The organism is Staphylococcus sp. GDB9P120P (genome assembly GCF_017893435.1).
GTDB classification, from domain to species: domain Bacteria; phylum Bacillota; class Bacilli; order Staphylococcales; family Staphylococcaceae; genus Staphylococcus; species Staphylococcus cohnii.
In genome coordinates this window covers 1-15,697 of sequence record NZ_JAESNB010000010.1, presented here as the reverse complement: position 1 = coordinate 15,697, position 15,697 = coordinate 1, and the positions used below count along the sequence as shown (strand labels likewise).

19 protein-coding genes are annotated in these 15,697 nt (G+C 31.7%); 17 read left to right on the top strand and 2 right to left on the bottom strand.

Translation table 11 applies throughout. The features are described 5' to 3' along the window. The first annotated feature begins 8 nt into the window (after nucleotides 1-8). The 7 genes from KA856_RS10930 to KA856_RS10900 all read left to right on the top strand — a co-directional run bounded on the left by KA856_RS10930 (nucleotide 9) and on the right by KA856_RS10900 (nucleotide 7,549). On the top strand, nucleotides 9-485 hold the full coding sequence (locus KA856_RS10930; protein ID WP_107383677.1) for an acyltransferase: 477 nt from the start codon (nucleotides 9-11) through the stop codon (nucleotides 483-485). A 23-nt stretch (nucleotides 486-508) separates the two neighbouring features. Further along, nucleotides 509-1,957, top strand: a complete 1,449-nt coding sequence (locus tag KA856_RS10925; RefSeq protein ID WP_107383678.1) for a tetratricopeptide repeat protein — start codon at nucleotides 509-511, stop codon at nucleotides 1,955-1,957. 65 nt (nucleotides 1,958-2,022) lie between these two features. Further along, nucleotides 2,023-2,967: a thioredoxin-disulfide reductase gene (gene trxB / locus KA856_RS10920; RefSeq protein ID WP_107383679.1), complete on the top strand. Its 945-nt coding sequence runs from the start codon at nucleotides 2,023-2,025 to the stop codon at nucleotides 2,965-2,967. Between the two features lie 498 nt (nucleotides 2,968-3,465). Beyond that, nucleotides 3,466-4,392, top strand: a complete 927-nt coding sequence (rapZ, locus tag KA856_RS10915) for an RNase adapter RapZ (protein ID WP_210138679.1) — start codon at nucleotides 3,466-3,468, stop codon at nucleotides 4,390-4,392. Continuing rightward, the gene (locus KA856_RS10910; protein WP_107386210.1) at nucleotides 4,379-5,365 is read left to right on the top strand and encodes a gluconeogenesis factor YvcK family protein; all 987 of its coding nucleotides are present in this window, start codon (nucleotides 4,379-4,381) and stop codon (nucleotides 5,363-5,365) included. Before rapZ ends, KA856_RS10910 begins: the two co-directional genes overlap by 14 nt. A gap of 52 nt (nucleotides 5,366-5,417) precedes the next feature. Continuing rightward, nucleotides 5,418-6,362 carry a DNA-binding protein WhiA gene (gene whiA, locus KA856_RS10905; protein ID WP_210138678.1) on the top strand — a complete coding sequence of 315 codons (945 nt, stop codon included), beginning with the start codon at nucleotides 5,418-5,420 and terminating at the stop codon, nucleotides 6,360-6,362. Between the two features lie 341 nt (nucleotides 6,363-6,703). Continuing rightward, a complete protein-coding gene (locus KA856_RS10900; RefSeq protein ID WP_107386651.1) occupies nucleotides 6,704-7,549 on the top strand; it encodes a YitT family protein in 846 nt (281 codons plus the stop codon). Between the two features lie 396 nt (nucleotides 7,550-7,945). On the opposite strand, the gene KA856_RS14055 is transcribed toward KA856_RS10900, so the two are convergent. Beyond that, nucleotides 7,946-8,995, bottom strand: coding sequence for a tyrosine-type recombinase/integrase (locus KA856_RS14055; RefSeq protein WP_210129270.1), 1,050 nt, complete (start codon nucleotides 8,993-8,995; stop codon nucleotides 7,946-7,948). After that, a complete protein-coding gene (locus KA856_RS10890; RefSeq protein WP_107523360.1) occupies nucleotides 8,996-9,553 on the bottom strand; it encodes a helix-turn-helix domain-containing protein in 558 nt (185 codons plus the stop codon). A gap of 154 nt (nucleotides 9,554-9,707) precedes the next feature. On the opposite strand from KA856_RS10890, the gene KA856_RS10885 reads away from it, so the two are divergent. The 10 genes from KA856_RS10885 to KA856_RS10840 all read left to right on the top strand — a co-directional run bounded on the left by KA856_RS10885 (nucleotide 9,708) and on the right by KA856_RS10840 (nucleotide 15,547). Continuing rightward, nucleotides 9,708-9,920, top strand: coding sequence for a helix-turn-helix transcriptional regulator (locus tag KA856_RS10885; protein ID WP_107523359.1), 213 nt, complete (start codon nucleotides 9,708-9,710; stop codon nucleotides 9,918-9,920). Between the two features lie 10 nt (nucleotides 9,921-9,930). Beyond that, nucleotides 9,931-10,554 carry a BRO-N domain-containing protein gene (locus KA856_RS10880; protein WP_107523358.1) on the top strand — a complete coding sequence of 208 codons (624 nt, stop codon included), beginning with the start codon at nucleotides 9,931-9,933 and terminating at the stop codon, nucleotides 10,552-10,554. Between the two features lie 16 nt (nucleotides 10,555-10,570). After that, complete coding sequence (locus KA856_RS10875) at nucleotides 10,571-10,831, top strand: DUF771 domain-containing protein (protein ID WP_064263808.1); 261 nt, start codon at nucleotides 10,571-10,573, stop codon at nucleotides 10,829-10,831. 11 nt (nucleotides 10,832-10,842) lie between these two features. Then, nucleotides 10,843-10,989: a hypothetical protein gene (locus tag KA856_RS10870; protein ID WP_154409531.1), complete on the top strand. Its 147-nt coding sequence runs from the start codon at nucleotides 10,843-10,845 to the stop codon at nucleotides 10,987-10,989. Then, nucleotides 10,986-11,333, top strand: coding sequence for a hypothetical protein (locus tag KA856_RS10865; protein WP_229767955.1), 348 nt, complete (start codon nucleotides 10,986-10,988; stop codon nucleotides 11,331-11,333). The genes KA856_RS10870 and KA856_RS10865 overlap by 4 nt, the downstream gene beginning before the upstream one ends. A gap of 1 nt (nucleotide 11,334) precedes the next feature. Beyond that, nucleotides 11,335-11,736: a hypothetical protein gene (locus tag KA856_RS10860; protein WP_210138677.1), complete on the top strand. Its 402-nt coding sequence runs from the start codon at nucleotides 11,335-11,337 to the stop codon at nucleotides 11,734-11,736. Nucleotides 11,737-11,748: 12 nt separating this feature from the next. After that, nucleotides 11,749-12,051 carry a type II toxin-antitoxin system toxin TscT gene (gene tscT, locus KA856_RS10855; RefSeq protein ID WP_119517848.1) on the top strand — a complete coding sequence of 101 codons (303 nt, stop codon included), beginning with the start codon at nucleotides 11,749-11,751 and terminating at the stop codon, nucleotides 12,049-12,051. Nucleotides 12,052-12,151: 100 nt separating this feature from the next. Beyond that, on the top strand, nucleotides 12,152-13,036 hold the full coding sequence (locus tag KA856_RS10850) for a primase alpha helix C-terminal domain-containing protein (RefSeq protein ID WP_107391417.1): 885 nt from the start codon (nucleotides 12,152-12,154) through the stop codon (nucleotides 13,034-13,036). Nucleotides 13,037-13,048: 12 nt separating this feature from the next. Beyond that, nucleotides 13,049-14,569 (top strand): phage/plasmid primase, P4 family, encoded by a 1,521-nt coding sequence (locus tag KA856_RS10845; RefSeq protein WP_107391418.1) that lies wholly within the window; start codon nucleotides 13,049-13,051, stop codon nucleotides 14,567-14,569. Nucleotides 14,570-15,088: 519 nt separating this feature from the next. Continuing rightward, nucleotides 15,089-15,547, top strand: coding sequence for a hypothetical protein (locus tag KA856_RS10840; protein WP_245344316.1), 459 nt, complete (start codon nucleotides 15,089-15,091; stop codon nucleotides 15,545-15,547). Nucleotides 15,548-15,697 lie beyond the last annotated feature (150 nt).

The following is a 15,697-nucleotide window of genomic DNA, read 5'->3' as shown; positions in this document are numbered from 1 at the left end:
AGAATATAATGCGTGACTTAAAAAAGCTAAAAGTTAATGGTAAAAATCCGTTGTGGCATATGTATCGCTACATAAGCCGTGTCAAAATGTTTAAACAAACAGTGATTATAGAAGTTTGCCGCTACTTACCTAATGTGAAATTAAAACATTGGATGTATCGCAATTTATTAAAAATGAATATAGGTGCACATACAGCATTTGCATTTAAAGTTGTACCTGATTTATTACATCCTGAGTATATAACGGTTGGTGAAAACTGTGTCATAGGTTATAACACAACTATTTTAACGCATGAGTTTTTAGTAGGTGAATTTCGAACAGGGCATGTTTATATTGGAAATCACACGTTAATCGGAGCTAATGTAACAATTTTGCCTGGAGTAAAAATAGGAGATTATGTGAAGGTTGGCGCAGGTACTGTTGTATCTAAGGACATCCCGAACCACACGTTAGCATATGGGAATCCAATGCAACTGAAGCAATGACTAAATACAGGAGGTGAACATGGATGGCGCAAAACAGCAATAAAATTATTTCAATGAAACTTGATAGTCCTTTTTATAAAAAATTAGCTGATCAAAAATATCAACAGCAAGATTATAAAAAGGCAGTAGAATACTATGAAAAAGTGCTTGAAATGTCACCCCAAGAATTTGATGTTTTTGAAATTAAAGTAAAATTATCAGAATGTCTAGCACATCTTGGTTATAACAATAGAGCAGAACATATTTTTTATGAAATGATTGCTAAACAAGAATCGGTAGTGGATAGTTACTATCAACTCAGCCAATTAAATATTACGCTCAATGAAGCAAACAAAGCCTTTTTATTCGGAATGAATTATGTCATTTTAGCAGATGATGACGACTACCAAGAAGAATTAGAAGAAATGTTTGAGGTTACTTATAACTCTGAAGAAAAGATTGAAGTTGAGTGCCAATTATTTGCGGTTCAGCTCATTTTTCAATATTTATTTTCACAAGGTAGACTGCCCGAGGCAAGAAACTTTGTTTTAAATCAAAATGAAGCGATTCAAGATCATCGAGTAGTTAGAAATTTATTAGCCATGTGTTATCTATACCTCAATGAATATGATACTGCTAAAGTAATGTTTGAACGTTTGCTAAATGAGGACAATACTGATGTACATGCACTTTGTCATTACACTTTATTGTTATATAACACCAATGAAAAAGAAAAGTATCAACGTTATTTGAATATTTTAAGTAAAGTCGTACCTATGAATGATGATGAATCGTTCAAGCTAGGTATTGTACTTTGTTATTTAAAGCAATATGAAGCTTCTCAAAAATTGCTGCAACCACTTTATAGAAAAGGGAAATTTCTCTCTATACAAATGTATAATGCATTGAGCCACAACAATTATCATCTCAATCATATCGAAGATAGCAAATATTTTTGGTCTAAGTTACAAGAAATATCTAAGGTTGATGTAGGTTATGCGCCTTGGGTAATTGAGCAAAGTAAGGCGTATTTCAACCAACAAGTATTGCCACTATTATTGAGTGATGATAGTCATCGTAGGTTATACGGGATTTTCTTATTAAATCAATTAAAAGGTCGAGAAGTCTTATTGACACAAGACATATGGGCTGTTTTAGAAGATATGAATGATTATGAAAAATTATATTTAACTTATCTCATTCAAGGTTTACAGTTAAATAAGTTAGATTTTATTCATAGAGGCATGTTAATGTTGTATAATATTGAATATTTGAAAAATAACTCAGAATTATTTATTGTATGGATTGATAAAGCAGAGGCGATTATAGCAGAACAAGCAGATTTAACTAATGTAGATGATTATGTGGCTGCTTTTGTTTATATGTATTATCGGAGTATGGACACTAAGATTACCAAACAACAAGTATTAGAATGGTTTGATATAACGGCTTATCGTTTAAATAAAACAATAGACTATTTAGTAAGCATATAATTTTATGAAATGCAAGAAATCATATATAATGCGTATAATGAATTAATAAACAGGAGGCAATTTAAATGGCTGAACAAGTGGATTTTGATGTTGCGATTGTAGGTGCAGGGCCAGCTGGTATGACTGCTGCCGTGTATGCATCACGTGCAAACTTAAGTACTGTAATGATTGAACGTGGTATGCCAGGTGGACAAATGGCAAATACAGAAGAGGTTGAAAACTTCCCAGGTTTTGAAATGATTACTGGACCAGATTTATCAACTAAAATGTTTGAACACGCTAAAAAGTTTGGCGCAAAATATCAATATGGTGATATCAAATCAATTGAAGACAAAGGTCAATATAAAGTTATAAATCTTGGCAACAGTGAGATTACTGCGCGAGCTGTGATTATATCTACTGGTGCTGAATATAAAAAAATTGGTGTGCCCGGTGAACAAGAATTAGGTGGCCGCGGTGTGAGTTATTGCGCAGTATGTGATGGTGCATTCTTCAAAAACAAAAAATTATTTGTTATCGGTGGTGGAGATTCTGCAGTTGAGGAAGGTACATTCCTTACAAAATTCGCTGACAGTGTAACAATCGTTCACCGTAGAGATGAACTACGTGCGCAAAAAATCTTACAAGATCGTGCATTTAAAAATGATAAAATCGACTTTATTTGGAGTCATACTCTTAAAACAATCAACGAAAAAGACGGTAAAGTTGGTTCAGTTACTTTAGAATCCACAAAAGATGGTGCTGAACAAACTTTCGATGCTGACGGTGTTTTCGTATACATTGGTATGAAACCATTAACAGCACCATTTGAAAATTTAGGCATTACAAATGAAGTAGGCTATATTGTCACTAATGAAGATATGAGTACGAAAATCCCAGGTGTTTATGCTGCTGGCGACGTACGTGCAAAAGGCCTACGCCAAATCGTAACTGCAACAGGTGACGGCAGTATCGCAGCACAAAGTGCAATTTCTTATATTGAAGAATTAAAAGATACCATAGAAGCATAAGATTAAAACATATTATTTATAGAATTTAATTGAATAATAACGAGATTCAGACAGGCTAGAATGTATCAACCTTACATTAATCATGTAGGTTTAACATTCTAGCTTTTTTACATAATTGTACTTTAAATGTAAGTGTGCAGTGTTAGCTCAATGAATCGCTTGTGTGAGGTATAAACCTACTATATATGTGTATTTCAGGAGCTATATAATAAATAGATCATACAGAAGCTAATTTATTATAAATTATGCTAATTGAAAAAATGAAAAGGACTCAATTACATTTGTGGACACAAATTTATTTCATTTAAGTCAGTCTACGATAGTACTTAGGGTCAATTAAGTGATAAAACTACTACCAAAGTCGTTTTTCATGTAAAATATAATGTGATAGCATAGTGGTCATAAACTGACTAAGTTAAAATGATTGCTTGTATTGATAATAAAATTCCAGAACAATAAATGGAATGTCTAAAAATAATCTTTGGATGGTGTAAAGTAATGCTACGAGAAGAAAAAGAAGTGACTAAAAGTGAATTATTAGTTGTGACGGGTTTGTCTGGCGCAGGTAAGTCGGTTGTAATACAAAGTTTAGAAGATATCGGTTATTTTTGTGTAGATAATTTACCTCCAATACTGTTGCCGAAATTTGTAGAATTAATGGGTCAAGGAAATCCTTCGTTGCAAAAGGTAGCCATTGCCATTGATTTAAGAGGGAAAGAACTTTTCAAATCATTGATTAAAGAAATCGACCAAATCAAAAGTAACTCAGATATTATCGTTGATATGATGTTCTTAGAAGCATCCAACGAAAAGTTGATCTCACGTTATAAAGAGACGCGACGTGCACATCCATTAAATGAACAAGGACAACGCTCGTTAATTGAAGCGATTGAAGAAGAACGCAGTCTACTCGCTGAGATTCAAAGTTTAGCAAACTACACGATTGATACATCATTTATGAAACCCAAAGAGCTTCGTAAGCGAATCGGAGATTACTTTAATCAAAGTAATTATCAAACATTCAATATTAATGTAACCAGTTTTGGTTTTAAACATGGGATTCAGATGGATGCGGATTTAGTGTTTGATGTGAGATTTTTACCGAACCCGCATTATGTGGATGAACTAAGACCTTTAACTGGAGAAGATGAAGCAGTATATAATTACGTTATGAAATGGAAAACAACAAATATTTTTTATGAGAAATTGATGGATTTATTAAAATTTATGATTCCAGGATATAAAAAAGAAGGTAAATCACAACTTGTGATTGCTATTGGTTGTACCGGAGGCCAACATCGTTCTGTAGCTCTAGCTAAACGCATTGGTGCAGAGCTTAACGAAAATTTTGACTATAATGTATATGTGCATCATAGAGATGCTCAAATTGAAAGTGGCGTGAAGCAAAAAAATGAAAAGAATTAAACTTGTACTTATTGGTGGTGGTACAGGTTTATCTGTTTTAGCACGTGGTTTAAAAGACTTTCCGATAGATATTACGACCATTGTCACAGTTGCTGATGATGGAGGTAGTACTGGGAAAATCAGAAATGAAATGGATATTCCTGCACCTGGTGACATACGAAATGTAATTTCAGCACTCAGCGATTCAGAATCAACAATTGAAAGATTGTTCCAATATCGTTTTAAAGAAAATCAAGTTGAAGGTCATTCTTTAGGCAACTTGTTAATAGCTGCATTAACGAATATGAATGATGATTTTGGACATGCGGTAAAAGAATTAAGTAAAATTTTAAATATAAGAGGTCGAGTGATACCATCTACAAATTCCAGTGTACGCTTAAATGCAGTGATGGAAGACGGTGAAATTGTTTATGGCGAATCAAAAATTCCTAAAAAAAATAAAAAGATAGAACGTGTATTTTTAGAACCAGAAAATGTAGAACCCATGGAAGAAGCTGTTGAAGCGATAGAAGATGCTGACTTAATCGTTTTAGGACCAGGTTCGCTATATACAAGTGTAATTTCTAATCTATGCGTTAAAGGTATTGCGGATTCATTATTAAAATGCGATGCGCCAAAGTTATATGTATCAAATGTTATGACACAACCTGGTGAGACTAATCATTACACTGCTTTAGATCATGTTGATGCAATACATAATCACATGGGACGTCATTGTATAAACTATGCTATATGTAGTACTCAGACGTTTAACGCCGATGTTTTACGTCGTTATAAAGAAGATGGCGCAGATCCAGTTAAATGCAACATGAAAGATATGGAAGCAGAAAAGATAAAAGTTTTTACACACGAAAATCTGGTAGAAGTATCACAAGAGAATTATGTTAGACATAATACAGAGGTCTTGTCTAAAATGATTTACGAGATTGCTATGAGAGAAACAGAAACGATTGAATTTAACCGAGATAAATAAAATCGTAAAACAAACTAAGTATTAAACTTAGATAAGAAGGGACTGAAGATGTATGAGCTTTGCATCAGAAATGAAAAATGAACTTACTAGAATAGAAGTAGATGAAACAAATGCAAAAGCAGAGCTCAGTGCACTCATACGAATGAATGGTGCACTCAGTCTTTCCAATCAACAATTTGTGATAAATGTTCAAACTGAAAATGCTACGACAGCAAGACGTATATATTCCTTAATAAAAAAAGTGTTTAATGTTGAAGTAGAGCTACTTGTAAGGAAAAAAATGAAATTAAAAAAGAACAATATTTATATTTGTAGAATTAAAGCGCGTGCCAAAGAAATTTTAGATGAATTAGGTATTTTGAAAAATGGTGTTTTTACGCATGAAATAGATGAAACGATGCTTCATGAAGATGAAATGAAAAGAAGTTATTTACGTGGTGCTTTTCTAGCAGGTGGATCAGTGAATAATCCTGAAACATCTTCCTATCATTTAGAAATATTTTCATTGTATGAAGATCATTCAGAAGGCATTACGAATTTAATGAATGAATATGAACTCAATGCGAAACATCTAGAACGTAAAAAAGGAAGCATCGCTTATTTAAAAGAAGCTGAAAAAATTTCTGATTTCTTGAGTTTAATCGGTGGTTATCAAGCGTTGCTTAAATTTGAAGATGTGCGTATTGTCAGAGACATGAGAAATTCTGTAAATAGATTAGTTAATTGTGAAACAGCTAATTTAAACAAAACCGTTAGTGCAGCGATGAAGCAGGTTGAAAGCATTCAATTAATAGACCAAGAAATTGGGTTAGATAACTTACCTGATCGCTTACGTGAAATAGCGAAATTACGAATAGAACATCAAGATATTTCCTTAAAAGAATTAGGCGAAATGATGTCTTCAGGTACAATTTCAAAATCTGGTGTCAATCATCGTTTAAGAAAATTAAACCAAATGGCTGACAAAATCCGAAGCGGTGAAACAATCGAACTTTAATTAGTTTTTCTTAAAAGAATATGGCATTTATTACAAATGATAAGACTAAATTTAAAAATATATTAAAATGTTATTGAAAAAAACTACGTTTTGATATTATAATATTCTAATTAGATTTATAGATGACGCCTCATTAGAGGTGTCTTTTTTAATAAGATTGTATTTTCTGAGGATCTTACGATGCCTTATTAATTCTAAATTAAGTTTTGTCACTTAAATGTGTTGTTATTGAAATTTAAGTTCAAAAATAGCTAAGTCAATTATTTAGGCATGGATTGAATGCATATAACATATGACGTGATGATAATTTAGATTAAATCGAACAGAATGGGAGTGAATAAATGTCAGCATTAATAAAAAATCATTATAAAAGTATCATCTTGTGTTTAATTGGAACGTTTATCAACGCTATAGGTGTAAATTGCTTTTTACTAGGATCGAATTTAGGTGATGGTGGTACAGTGGGTATCGCACTAGCCTTGAAGTATACTTTAGGATTTTCTCCAGCTTGGTCTTCTTTAATTATTAATACAATCGTTGTTTTTATCGGTTGGAAGTATTTAAGCAAAACAATCGCTGTTTATACTGTCATCTCAAACACGGCACTCTCATTCTTTTTAAGAGTAACTGAAAATATTAATTTAGGCATAGATGATTTTGTTATTAATTCTGTATTTGGTGGTGCAATTATAGGCATCGGTGCTGGACTAGTAATCTCTACAGGGAGTACACTTGGAGGTACATCTGTAATTGCTAAAATCATAAGTAAGTATTCAGAAATGAAAACATCACAAGGTATTTTTATTTTAGATGGTATTGTCGTCTTATCTTTCTTAATGGTGTTACCATTAAAAAATGTGTTATTTACGATTATCATGTTATTCATTACAGAAAGAGCGACTTCATTTATCATTGAAGGCTTTAATCCTAAAAAAGGTGTTACGGTCATTTCTACTAAGAATGAAATTATCAGTGACAAAATTAATTCCTTTACCGGTCGGGGCTCGACATTATTAAACGGAAAAGGCGGGTATGCTAAAACTGAAACGTTAATGTTATATGTTGTTGTACCTCAGTCTCAGGTGACAAGAGTTAAAAAATTAGTCAATGAAGTAGATGAAAATGCCTTTTTAGTTATTCACGATGTGAGAGATGTTTTAGGCAGCACGTTTATCAATGTGAAATAATGGAGATATATTTAAGCGGTTAAATGTTTTAAAAGAACTATAAAATAATTTTCAAGAAACTTTAAACGCTTAAATCGCAATAGTTAAGCCATTTAAACGTTATAAATGACAGAGCTTTGTTTTTAAATCCTCTGGATAGTTGTTTTTATATTTTGCTAGGTATAGAAATATAAAAAGGACTTTCAACGACTGAAAACAAAAGTCAATGAAAGCCCGATAAATCACTATTTAATGGAATGTCTTATAACGAAGAACATTCAAATTATCCCCTCGAAGGGCATATTATAAAGTTATTAAACGTTGTTATATAAGCTTTTTCTTTACTTTGTGGGGACTATTTGGGGACTGAAAAATAAATTATAGTAAAAAACCACCTAATATTTATAATTAAGTGGCTTAAATAGTTTCTAGTAATTTCATTGCTTTTTCATCTTCACGCTCATAAGTTTCTTGAAGTAAGTGGGAGTAAATCGATTGTGTCGTGGCTGGATTGGAATGCCCTAAATGTTTTGATATATATAGTATTGAAAAGCCATGATGTATGAGTATAGAACAGAAACTGTGTCTTAGCGAGTGAATAGTTATCTCTTTTATATTTAGATTAGCACATGCTTTTCTCAGTACTTTGTTTACAGCAGCGTTAGTTATCGTTTTACCATCAACAGTAAAGATGTAACCACTGATATTAGTAGGTCGTGAATCAATAAATGATTGAATACGTTTCATAGTTACTGTATCAATACTTATTATTCTGTCTGATGTTTCGGTTTTGGTACCTCTTAAATGAATTTTATTATTTTTAATATCCAGATCTTCACGTTTCAATTTAGCAATTTCTGAAAATCTACCACCTGTTGCAAGTGCTACTAATAGCACAAGTGATGAGGTGGTATTTTTTTGTTCAAAATAATGTTTAAGTTTTTTGAATTCTGATTCATTAATAAACTTCATTTCTTCTGTTTTGGCTGGAATAGATGCGTGTAATTCTGCTTTGTATGTAGGGTTTTTAATAACATAACCTTCATGTATAGCATCATCGAATGCATTACGTATATAACTATTTAACTTTCTAATCGTTTCATAACTATGCGTTAAACCGTACTCATTGAGAAACTTTTGGTATTCAGTACGTTTAATATCTTTTAATAACTTGTGTCTGAAATGGTCTTTAATATGCTTGTATGCAGATTCATAATGTCTTTTAGTTGATTCTGACACGTGTGGTAGTTTATTAACTTCATACCATTGATAAAAGTAATCTGCAAATGTTATATCATTACTTACAGCATAACCATTTCTCATTTTATATTCTAAATCTTCTGCAATTCGTTTAGCTTCTTGTTTAGTGCGATAACCACCTTTTTGAACTTTTTTACGGTTACCTTCATCATCTACATATGAGATTGAATATCTCCATGTTTTACCTCGCTTTTCAATGTATGCCACTTAATCACCTCGGTTTATATTAAGATATTTTTTTAAAAATTTATTGAATTCAAAACTTAGGTCTTCGTAAACATTTTCATTTTCACATTTTTTGTTTTTATTTAACATTAAAAGGAGAATACCAACGAATCTGATATCGTCTTCATCCGAATCATTTAAAAACTCTAAAGAATTAGCTAAAAATCGTGATTGATTTGATGAAATGTCATTATTGATAATATTTTGTAGAGTTTTCTTAACATTTTTGTTCGATAAGTTCTGGTGTTCTTCAAACTTTGAAAACATTTTTTGTGCTTGAATCTTTTTCTGTTCTTCAGGTAAATCATTAAGTGAAACAAAAACATTTGCTAAATCAACTAAATCGCTAAATTCATAATTATAGTAAATTGAAATTTTGCTTATAACATCTATGGTTGGTTTTCTTTCCTTACCAGTTCGGGGATCGTAGCCTTTTTCCAAACTATCCAAATAAGTATGACTTATTCCAATGCCTCTGGCTGCTTCACGAATAGATTTTTCACCGCGTAACTTTTTTATTTTTTTTCCGAATTCGTTCATCGTAGACACTCCTATAAGTTACTGAAATTTATGTCAATAATATTATTGTACTTCAAGATTAACAGGATTAACAAAATTAGCCAAATATTTTTTTGTTATTCATGGTTGACATGTTGTTTGGAATTTTGTATTCTGTGTATAGGAGGTGTTAATCATGAATAACAAATTAGAAGAAATAAGAAAATCTAAGGGAATTTCAATTACTCAACTAAGTGTTAAATCAGGTATTAGTAGAACTACAATATATAAATTAGAGGATCAAAAAACTAATCCGAGTTTAGAAACAATAAGTAAAATCGCTTCAGGTTTAAATGAAAAGCCGGAAAAAATTTTTAACTTTAATGTTATTCAAGAATTACAAATATAGGAGGAATTAAATGATTACTCAATTTTTTGACGGTAAAGAAATTCGTTTTATTGAAAAAGACGGGGAGTATTGGGCAATAGCAGGTGATGTTGCAAATGTATTAGGATACAGTGTCACAACTAATATGAATCGTATGATTGATGAAGATGAAAAGGGGGTTCACATTGTGAGTACCCTTGGAGGACAACAAAAAACAACGATACTTTCAGAATTTGGTATTTACGAAGCTATTTGGAATAGCAGACGTGATGAAGCAAAAGAATTTAAAAAGTGGGTTAAGCAAGTTATTAGAGAGTTAAGACAATCAATCGGATTAAAGCAACATGAAGTATTCCACTTAATGGATAAGCAACATCAACGAAAAGCTATGGACGTTTTGCAACAAGGTTTATCTAATCCCCAAAAAATTAGCTATATAAAATGTGCGACTGTAGTTAATAAATGTGTTTCAACATTGTTTGGTTATGATAAAGCCTTAAAAAAAGATCAAATGAGTGAAGATATGTTAATTATTCGTCAACAAATTTTAGATGACACAGTCGATTTAATGACTTCTATTAACAAATTTGGTTTAGATATTTCAGTCAGTAAAACCATTTACAATAAATACTTAAATACACAAGCTACTGCTTAATAAGGAGGTGAAAATAATGCAAGAACAACTACAAGAAAGTGAAGGTATTGTAATTATCAATGAACCTAAACTTGTGTGGTCATTTAAAGATTTACAGTCACACATGCAATTATCAAGGAATTCAATTATGAAAAAACTATTGCTAAATCCAAAATTTAAAAAGGATATTGAAAGGTATGTACATGAGCCTAAATCACAAGCAGATCATTACAAGTTTTTAGCAGAACCAATGAAAGAGTATATCAAGAAAAATTTTAATGAAATATATAACTCTTAGGGGGACATTAAATGAAAAGATACATGTTATACATGCTTATATTATCAATAGGCACAGTTTTTATAGGTGTACTAAGTGATATATACGTAGCCTTTGCACTATTTATTGTCGCAACAGCATACGGACTTAAATTAGAAAATTTGGAGGAATCAAAATGAATAAAAAATTTGAAACAGTTAAAATTAATGATTTGAAAGTAGATTATAGTTATCGTTCCACAAATAATCCAAATGCTGATGGTATTGTGGAAAATTTCAACAGACTTGCTATAGGTTACATCACAGTCAGTGTAAGACAAGATGGCTTATATATTATTGACGGAATCCGTCGTGTTGAAGCGTTAAAACAATTAGGTTATGAAGAATGTCTCGCTGAATTGCTATATGGCCTAACTGTTGAAGATGAATCTAGAATTTTTGTTAGTAAAAATGAATTTCATGGTGAATTCGACGATGAGTATGACGTATACCTAGATGATGAAGAAATGATGGAGGAAAATTAATATGAAAATTAAAGAATTTAAAAGCAAATATGGCAGAGAGATTACACTAATGCTAATAAGCGAGCGTATCAATAATAGAAATTTAAGTAAAGATGATAGAGAAGTACATGAGATGGAACTAATTCAAGAATACATGAAACATCAAAGCGTAAACGATAAATACATTGGTGAATTAGATATTTTAGATATGATTCAAGACTTTGAAACGATGGCTCAAATGTCAGTATATGCAACAAACATCTTAAAGAAAATGCGAGTTAAAAATTATGATATAGCAAATGAAATTAGTTACTTCTCACGAGAAGACGACTTAAACAATCTTTATCTTGCTAAGCTAGAAATTGAAAAGTTAATCAAAGTGATCGAGAGAAATAGACCAAATTATATCAATTTTTATAAATAAAGGAGTTTTACGATGAATTGGAATCAGAAAGATTTAATATGCGAATTTGAATTATTGAAAGAAAAAATTGATGATGTTGTAACAGCACACGTGTGGCATGGTGATGAAATGTTCACCAAAAGAGATTTAACAACTAAAGATGAAATGATGACTTACGCAATTGGTTATAACGAATCTCGTATACAACATGAACATACAACTGAGTTAATGGAGTCTTATCTCAAACAATTCGATAAATTAATCGAAAATTTTAAAACATTAGACATAGAAAAAAGCGCATCTGTACAGTCGGCAAACTCAACAGATAACGCCTAATGCAATTTGGAATATTAACAAAAACAAGCATGGAACGGCTTATTTATATATTAATTATACCATTTCATGCCTTGTTTTTACAGTAGGAGGGGCAAAATAAATGGGCTTTGAACAAATAAAATTGCAGCATGATTTTAAATTAAAAATTATCGAGTACAAAAATTTATATTCCGATTCATTTTCTCAAAATAACGAAGTAATGTGGTCGGAATGGCTTAATAGAATACAAACGCCAATGAATAACGATGATAAATATAAACGTGGTTTAGTCGTTTATGGAGATGTAAAAGACATGGAAAAAGACGGCAAACTCATTCAAAAGTACCGTAATGATGAAAACATTATAAACAGAAATACACTAGCACTTGATTATGATGATATTACTGATTTCAAAGGGTTATACAGTGCTATTTGTAAGCAATTAGAGGGCTATTCTTGGGCATTCCATACAACCTATAACCATACTTCAGAAAAACCACGTATTCGCCTTATGACGCCTATAAGTGAGCCTGTGAGTGCAGATGATTATAGGAAGTATACGCAAGCATTAGCTCAGAAAATTGGCTACAAAATTGATGAAGGCAGTTTCCAACCTTCAAGAGCTATGGCGCTACCTGTAAAGCCAGATAAGAATATACCATATATATTTAAATATAATGATGCACCTGCAATCACTATAGGTGATTTAAATGAGTTGTCCAGAAATATCAATAGCCAAAAAAATAAACCAATTACTATTAATTACTCAAGTCAATATAAGAAACGTGATTCATCATATTGGCGTGATATAGCCTTCGGTGTAGGAGAAGGTGAACGTAATCAAACATTAGCATCATTAATTGGGTACTTATTGCGTAGGTATGTAGATGTAAATTTAGTTTACGGTTTAGCGATAGCTTGGGCACAGCAGTGTACACCAGCGATTGATGATAAAGAAGTAAACAACACATTTAGATCAATATTGAAAAAGGACTTAAATAGATAAAGGGGGCATTGCATGGTAGATATTTATAACTTCGTAGAAGAAGAGACCGACAAATTAATAGAAGAGTATCAACATCAATTACAAACTGTGCAAAAAGAAAAAGGTAATATTAAATATTTTCTTAAACAATTACGCAAAGAAGAATTGGATCATATGCGCCAACAATGGGAACAAGCTAAAGAAAAAGGTGAAGCATCAGGCGCACCGCCGAAAACAATTAGCCCAAATAGATGCGCTGTGCTATTAAACGAGCATCTTACCTTTATATTATTTGATATCGAAGAAGGTACCAGACTAGCGTTTTATAGGCAAGATGAAGGTATATACACACAAAATTATACGTATATCAAGCGTGTCATAAGTTGGTTAGAACCTAGTCATAATCAGAGAAGGGCTGAAGATGTGATATTTCATTTAACTAATATGGTAAATGTTGTACCTCGAACAAATGAACCACACTTAATACCAGTGAATAACGGTGTATTTAATAAAGAAACTAAAAAACTTGAACCATTTACACCAGATTATGTATTTACGACTAAAATAACAACCAATTATATTGAAGGTGCTGTACAGCCAACAATTAGTGGTTGGAGTTTTGATAACTGGTTAGATGAAGTCGCATGTGGTGATAGAGAAGTATTCACATTGTTGTGGCAAGTTATTAATGATTCGTTGAACGGAAACTATACACGTAAAAAAGCAATATTTCTTGTTGGTGATGGTAATAACGGCAAAGGTACATTTCAAACATTGTTATCTAATCTTATAGGTTTTGATAATATTGCAAGTCTAAAAGTAAACGAATTTGACCACGAATTTAAGCCAAGTGTATTAGAAGGAAAAACATTAGTCATTGGTGATGATGTGCCTGTAGGTGTGAACATTGAGGATAGTTCAAATTTTAATAGTGTTGTAACTGGAGATTCTATTTTAGTGAACGTAAAGAAAAAGCAGCCATATAGAGCAGTTTTTAGATGTACAGTAATTCAATCAACAAATGGTATGCCTAGGTTTAAAAATAAAACAGGTGGTACAAATAGACGACTATTAATAGTACCATTCAATGCTGATTTCAATGGTACAAAAGAGAATCCAGACATTAAAGAAAAGTATTTAAATAATAAAGAGGTGCTTGAATATGTTTTATACAAAGCTATTAACCTAGACTTCGGGAAATTTATAGTGCCTAAAGTATCAGCAGACATGTTAGAAGAATATAAACAGGATAACGACCCTGCATATGATTTTAAAGTTACTGAATTCGATACATGGAAAATTGATAAAGTACCTAAATCGGTCGTTTATTATAGATATAAAGTTTTCTGTGAGAATAGTGGTTATCATGCACTATCGGAAAGAAAATTCTACAAAACGTTTAACCAATATCTAAGCAAGAACTGGGAAGAGGAAAGAGCTAGATTTTATTCAGTAGCAGACATGCAAAAGAAAGTTGGTTATTTTGAGCCAACACTTGTACCTAATGGAGAATTAAAACGATCATATATAAATAACAAATTAAAAGTAGTGTGACAGAAACTGTGACTGAACTGGTAAAAATATTTTTATTTCGGTCACACCTACAAACACTGATATGACAAGCTTAAAACAAAATTCTCCATATTTACTGTGACTGAACCAAATTATTTCGATCACACCTATAAACACTGATATATCAACGTTTATAGCTAAAAGTGTGACTGAAATCATAATAATTACTAACTTCAAACATAATTAAATAAAATATAGCCTACTAATTAATGTGTAAGTAACTTGGGATATTTCGGTCACTCCGTCACACTTTTACGGTCTATCCCTTGTGGCAGTAAGAAAAATAGGTGTGACTGAACTGTGACTAGTGTGACTGAACTGGGGTTTTTAGAAAAATTCGGTCACACCTAACATAAAAAAAGGAGATTAAGAAAATGAGATACCTATACAACAGTGGCAATAGATATGGAACAGTAGTAACTAAAAATAATGTAAATCGTGTGATTATAGAATTAACTTATTAAACATATTTCAAAATAGGAGGACTCATAAACTGTGTTAATGCATTCAATACCAACTGATCCATTCAAATTAAATAATAAGAAACTCAACTTTAATGATATTAAGAATTTAGAAATTGCTAACAAACCCATTTGTCACATTTATAAAACACAGGGCAAGTATCAGTATTTAGAAATAGACTTTATAACATGTGATTGGTGTTTGTCGAGTTTAGGACAGGCAACGCTGCAATCAAGGTTAAATACTGAATCAATTTTCTTGTGGTTAAGAGGATACAATTTGAAACTCAACTATAACAGTGTAGGGCATATGACAATATATTTACGTGGTGATCATTTAGCGATTAATTATTTACTAGATGAAATTAATAAACTCACTGCAGATGCTACGTATTGGCAAAAATATAGAGATGGTAAGCGTATGTTAGAAATTGATAGAAATAGTCACTATATAATGCCTACGCACCATATTAAAGGTAATACACAGAAAATAAGTTAAGGGAGTGTTTCCATGAATCACAAACGGATAGCACATCAGATTCTAGCTCGATTACCTACCCATGTGAACAATGTATCTGTTAGGTATATTGATTCACTGGTAAGGCAATATGCTAGAAATAAGAAAGATTTTAGTGCAATAAAGCGAATA

What these genes read in the sequence shown, in the direction of transcription:
- KA856_RS10930 (WP_107383677.1), top strand. Translation starts at nt 9, where the DNA reads ATGCGTGACTTAAAAAAGCTAAAAGTTAATGGTAAAAATCCGTTGTGG.
- KA856_RS10925 (WP_107383678.1), top strand. Translation starts at nt 509, where the DNA reads ATGGCGCAAAACAGCAATAAAATTATTTCAATGAAACTTGATAGTCCT.
- trxB (WP_107383679.1), top strand. Translation starts at nt 2,023, where the DNA reads ATGGCTGAACAAGTGGATTTTGATGTTGCGATTGTAGGTGCAGGGCCA.
- rapZ (WP_210138679.1), top strand. Translation starts at nt 3,466, where the DNA reads ATGCTACGAGAAGAAAAAGAAGTGACTAAAAGTGAATTATTAGTTGTG.
- KA856_RS10910 (WP_107386210.1), top strand. Translation starts at nt 4,379, where the DNA reads ATGAAAAGAATTAAACTTGTACTTATTGGTGGTGGTACAGGTTTATCT.
- whiA (WP_210138678.1), top strand. Translation starts at nt 5,418, where the DNA reads ATGAGCTTTGCATCAGAAATGAAAAATGAACTTACTAGAATAGAAGTA.
- KA856_RS10900 (WP_107386651.1), top strand. Translation starts at nt 6,704, where the DNA reads ATGTCAGCATTAATAAAAAATCATTATAAAAGTATCATCTTGTGTTTA.
- KA856_RS10890 (WP_107523360.1), bottom strand. Translation starts at nt 9,553, where the DNA reads ATGAACGAATTCGGAAAAAAAATAAAAAAGTTACGCGGTGAAAAATCT.
- KA856_RS10885 (WP_107523359.1), top strand. Translation starts at nt 9,708, where the DNA reads ATGAATAACAAATTAGAAGAAATAAGAAAATCTAAGGGAATTTCAATT.
- KA856_RS10880 (WP_107523358.1), top strand. Translation starts at nt 9,931, where the DNA reads ATGATTACTCAATTTTTTGACGGTAAAGAAATTCGTTTTATTGAAAAA.
- KA856_RS10875 (WP_064263808.1), top strand. Translation starts at nt 10,571, where the DNA reads ATGCAAGAACAACTACAAGAAAGTGAAGGTATTGTAATTATCAATGAA.
- KA856_RS10870 (WP_154409531.1), top strand. Translation starts at nt 10,843, where the DNA reads ATGAAAAGATACATGTTATACATGCTTATATTATCAATAGGCACAGTT.
- KA856_RS10865 (WP_229767955.1), top strand. Translation starts at nt 10,986, where the DNA reads ATGAATAAAAAATTTGAAACAGTTAAAATTAATGATTTGAAAGTAGAT.
- KA856_RS10860 (WP_210138677.1), top strand. Translation starts at nt 11,335, where the DNA reads ATGAAAATTAAAGAATTTAAAAGCAAATATGGCAGAGAGATTACACTA.
- tscT (WP_119517848.1), top strand. Translation starts at nt 11,749, where the DNA reads ATGAATTGGAATCAGAAAGATTTAATATGCGAATTTGAATTATTGAAA.
- KA856_RS10850 (WP_107391417.1), top strand. Translation starts at nt 12,152, where the DNA reads ATGGGCTTTGAACAAATAAAATTGCAGCATGATTTTAAATTAAAAATT.
- KA856_RS10845 (WP_107391418.1), top strand. Translation starts at nt 13,049, where the DNA reads ATGGTAGATATTTATAACTTCGTAGAAGAAGAGACCGACAAATTAATA.
- KA856_RS10840 (WP_245344316.1), top strand. Translation starts at nt 15,089, where the DNA reads ATGCATTCAATACCAACTGATCCATTCAAATTAAATAATAAGAAACTC.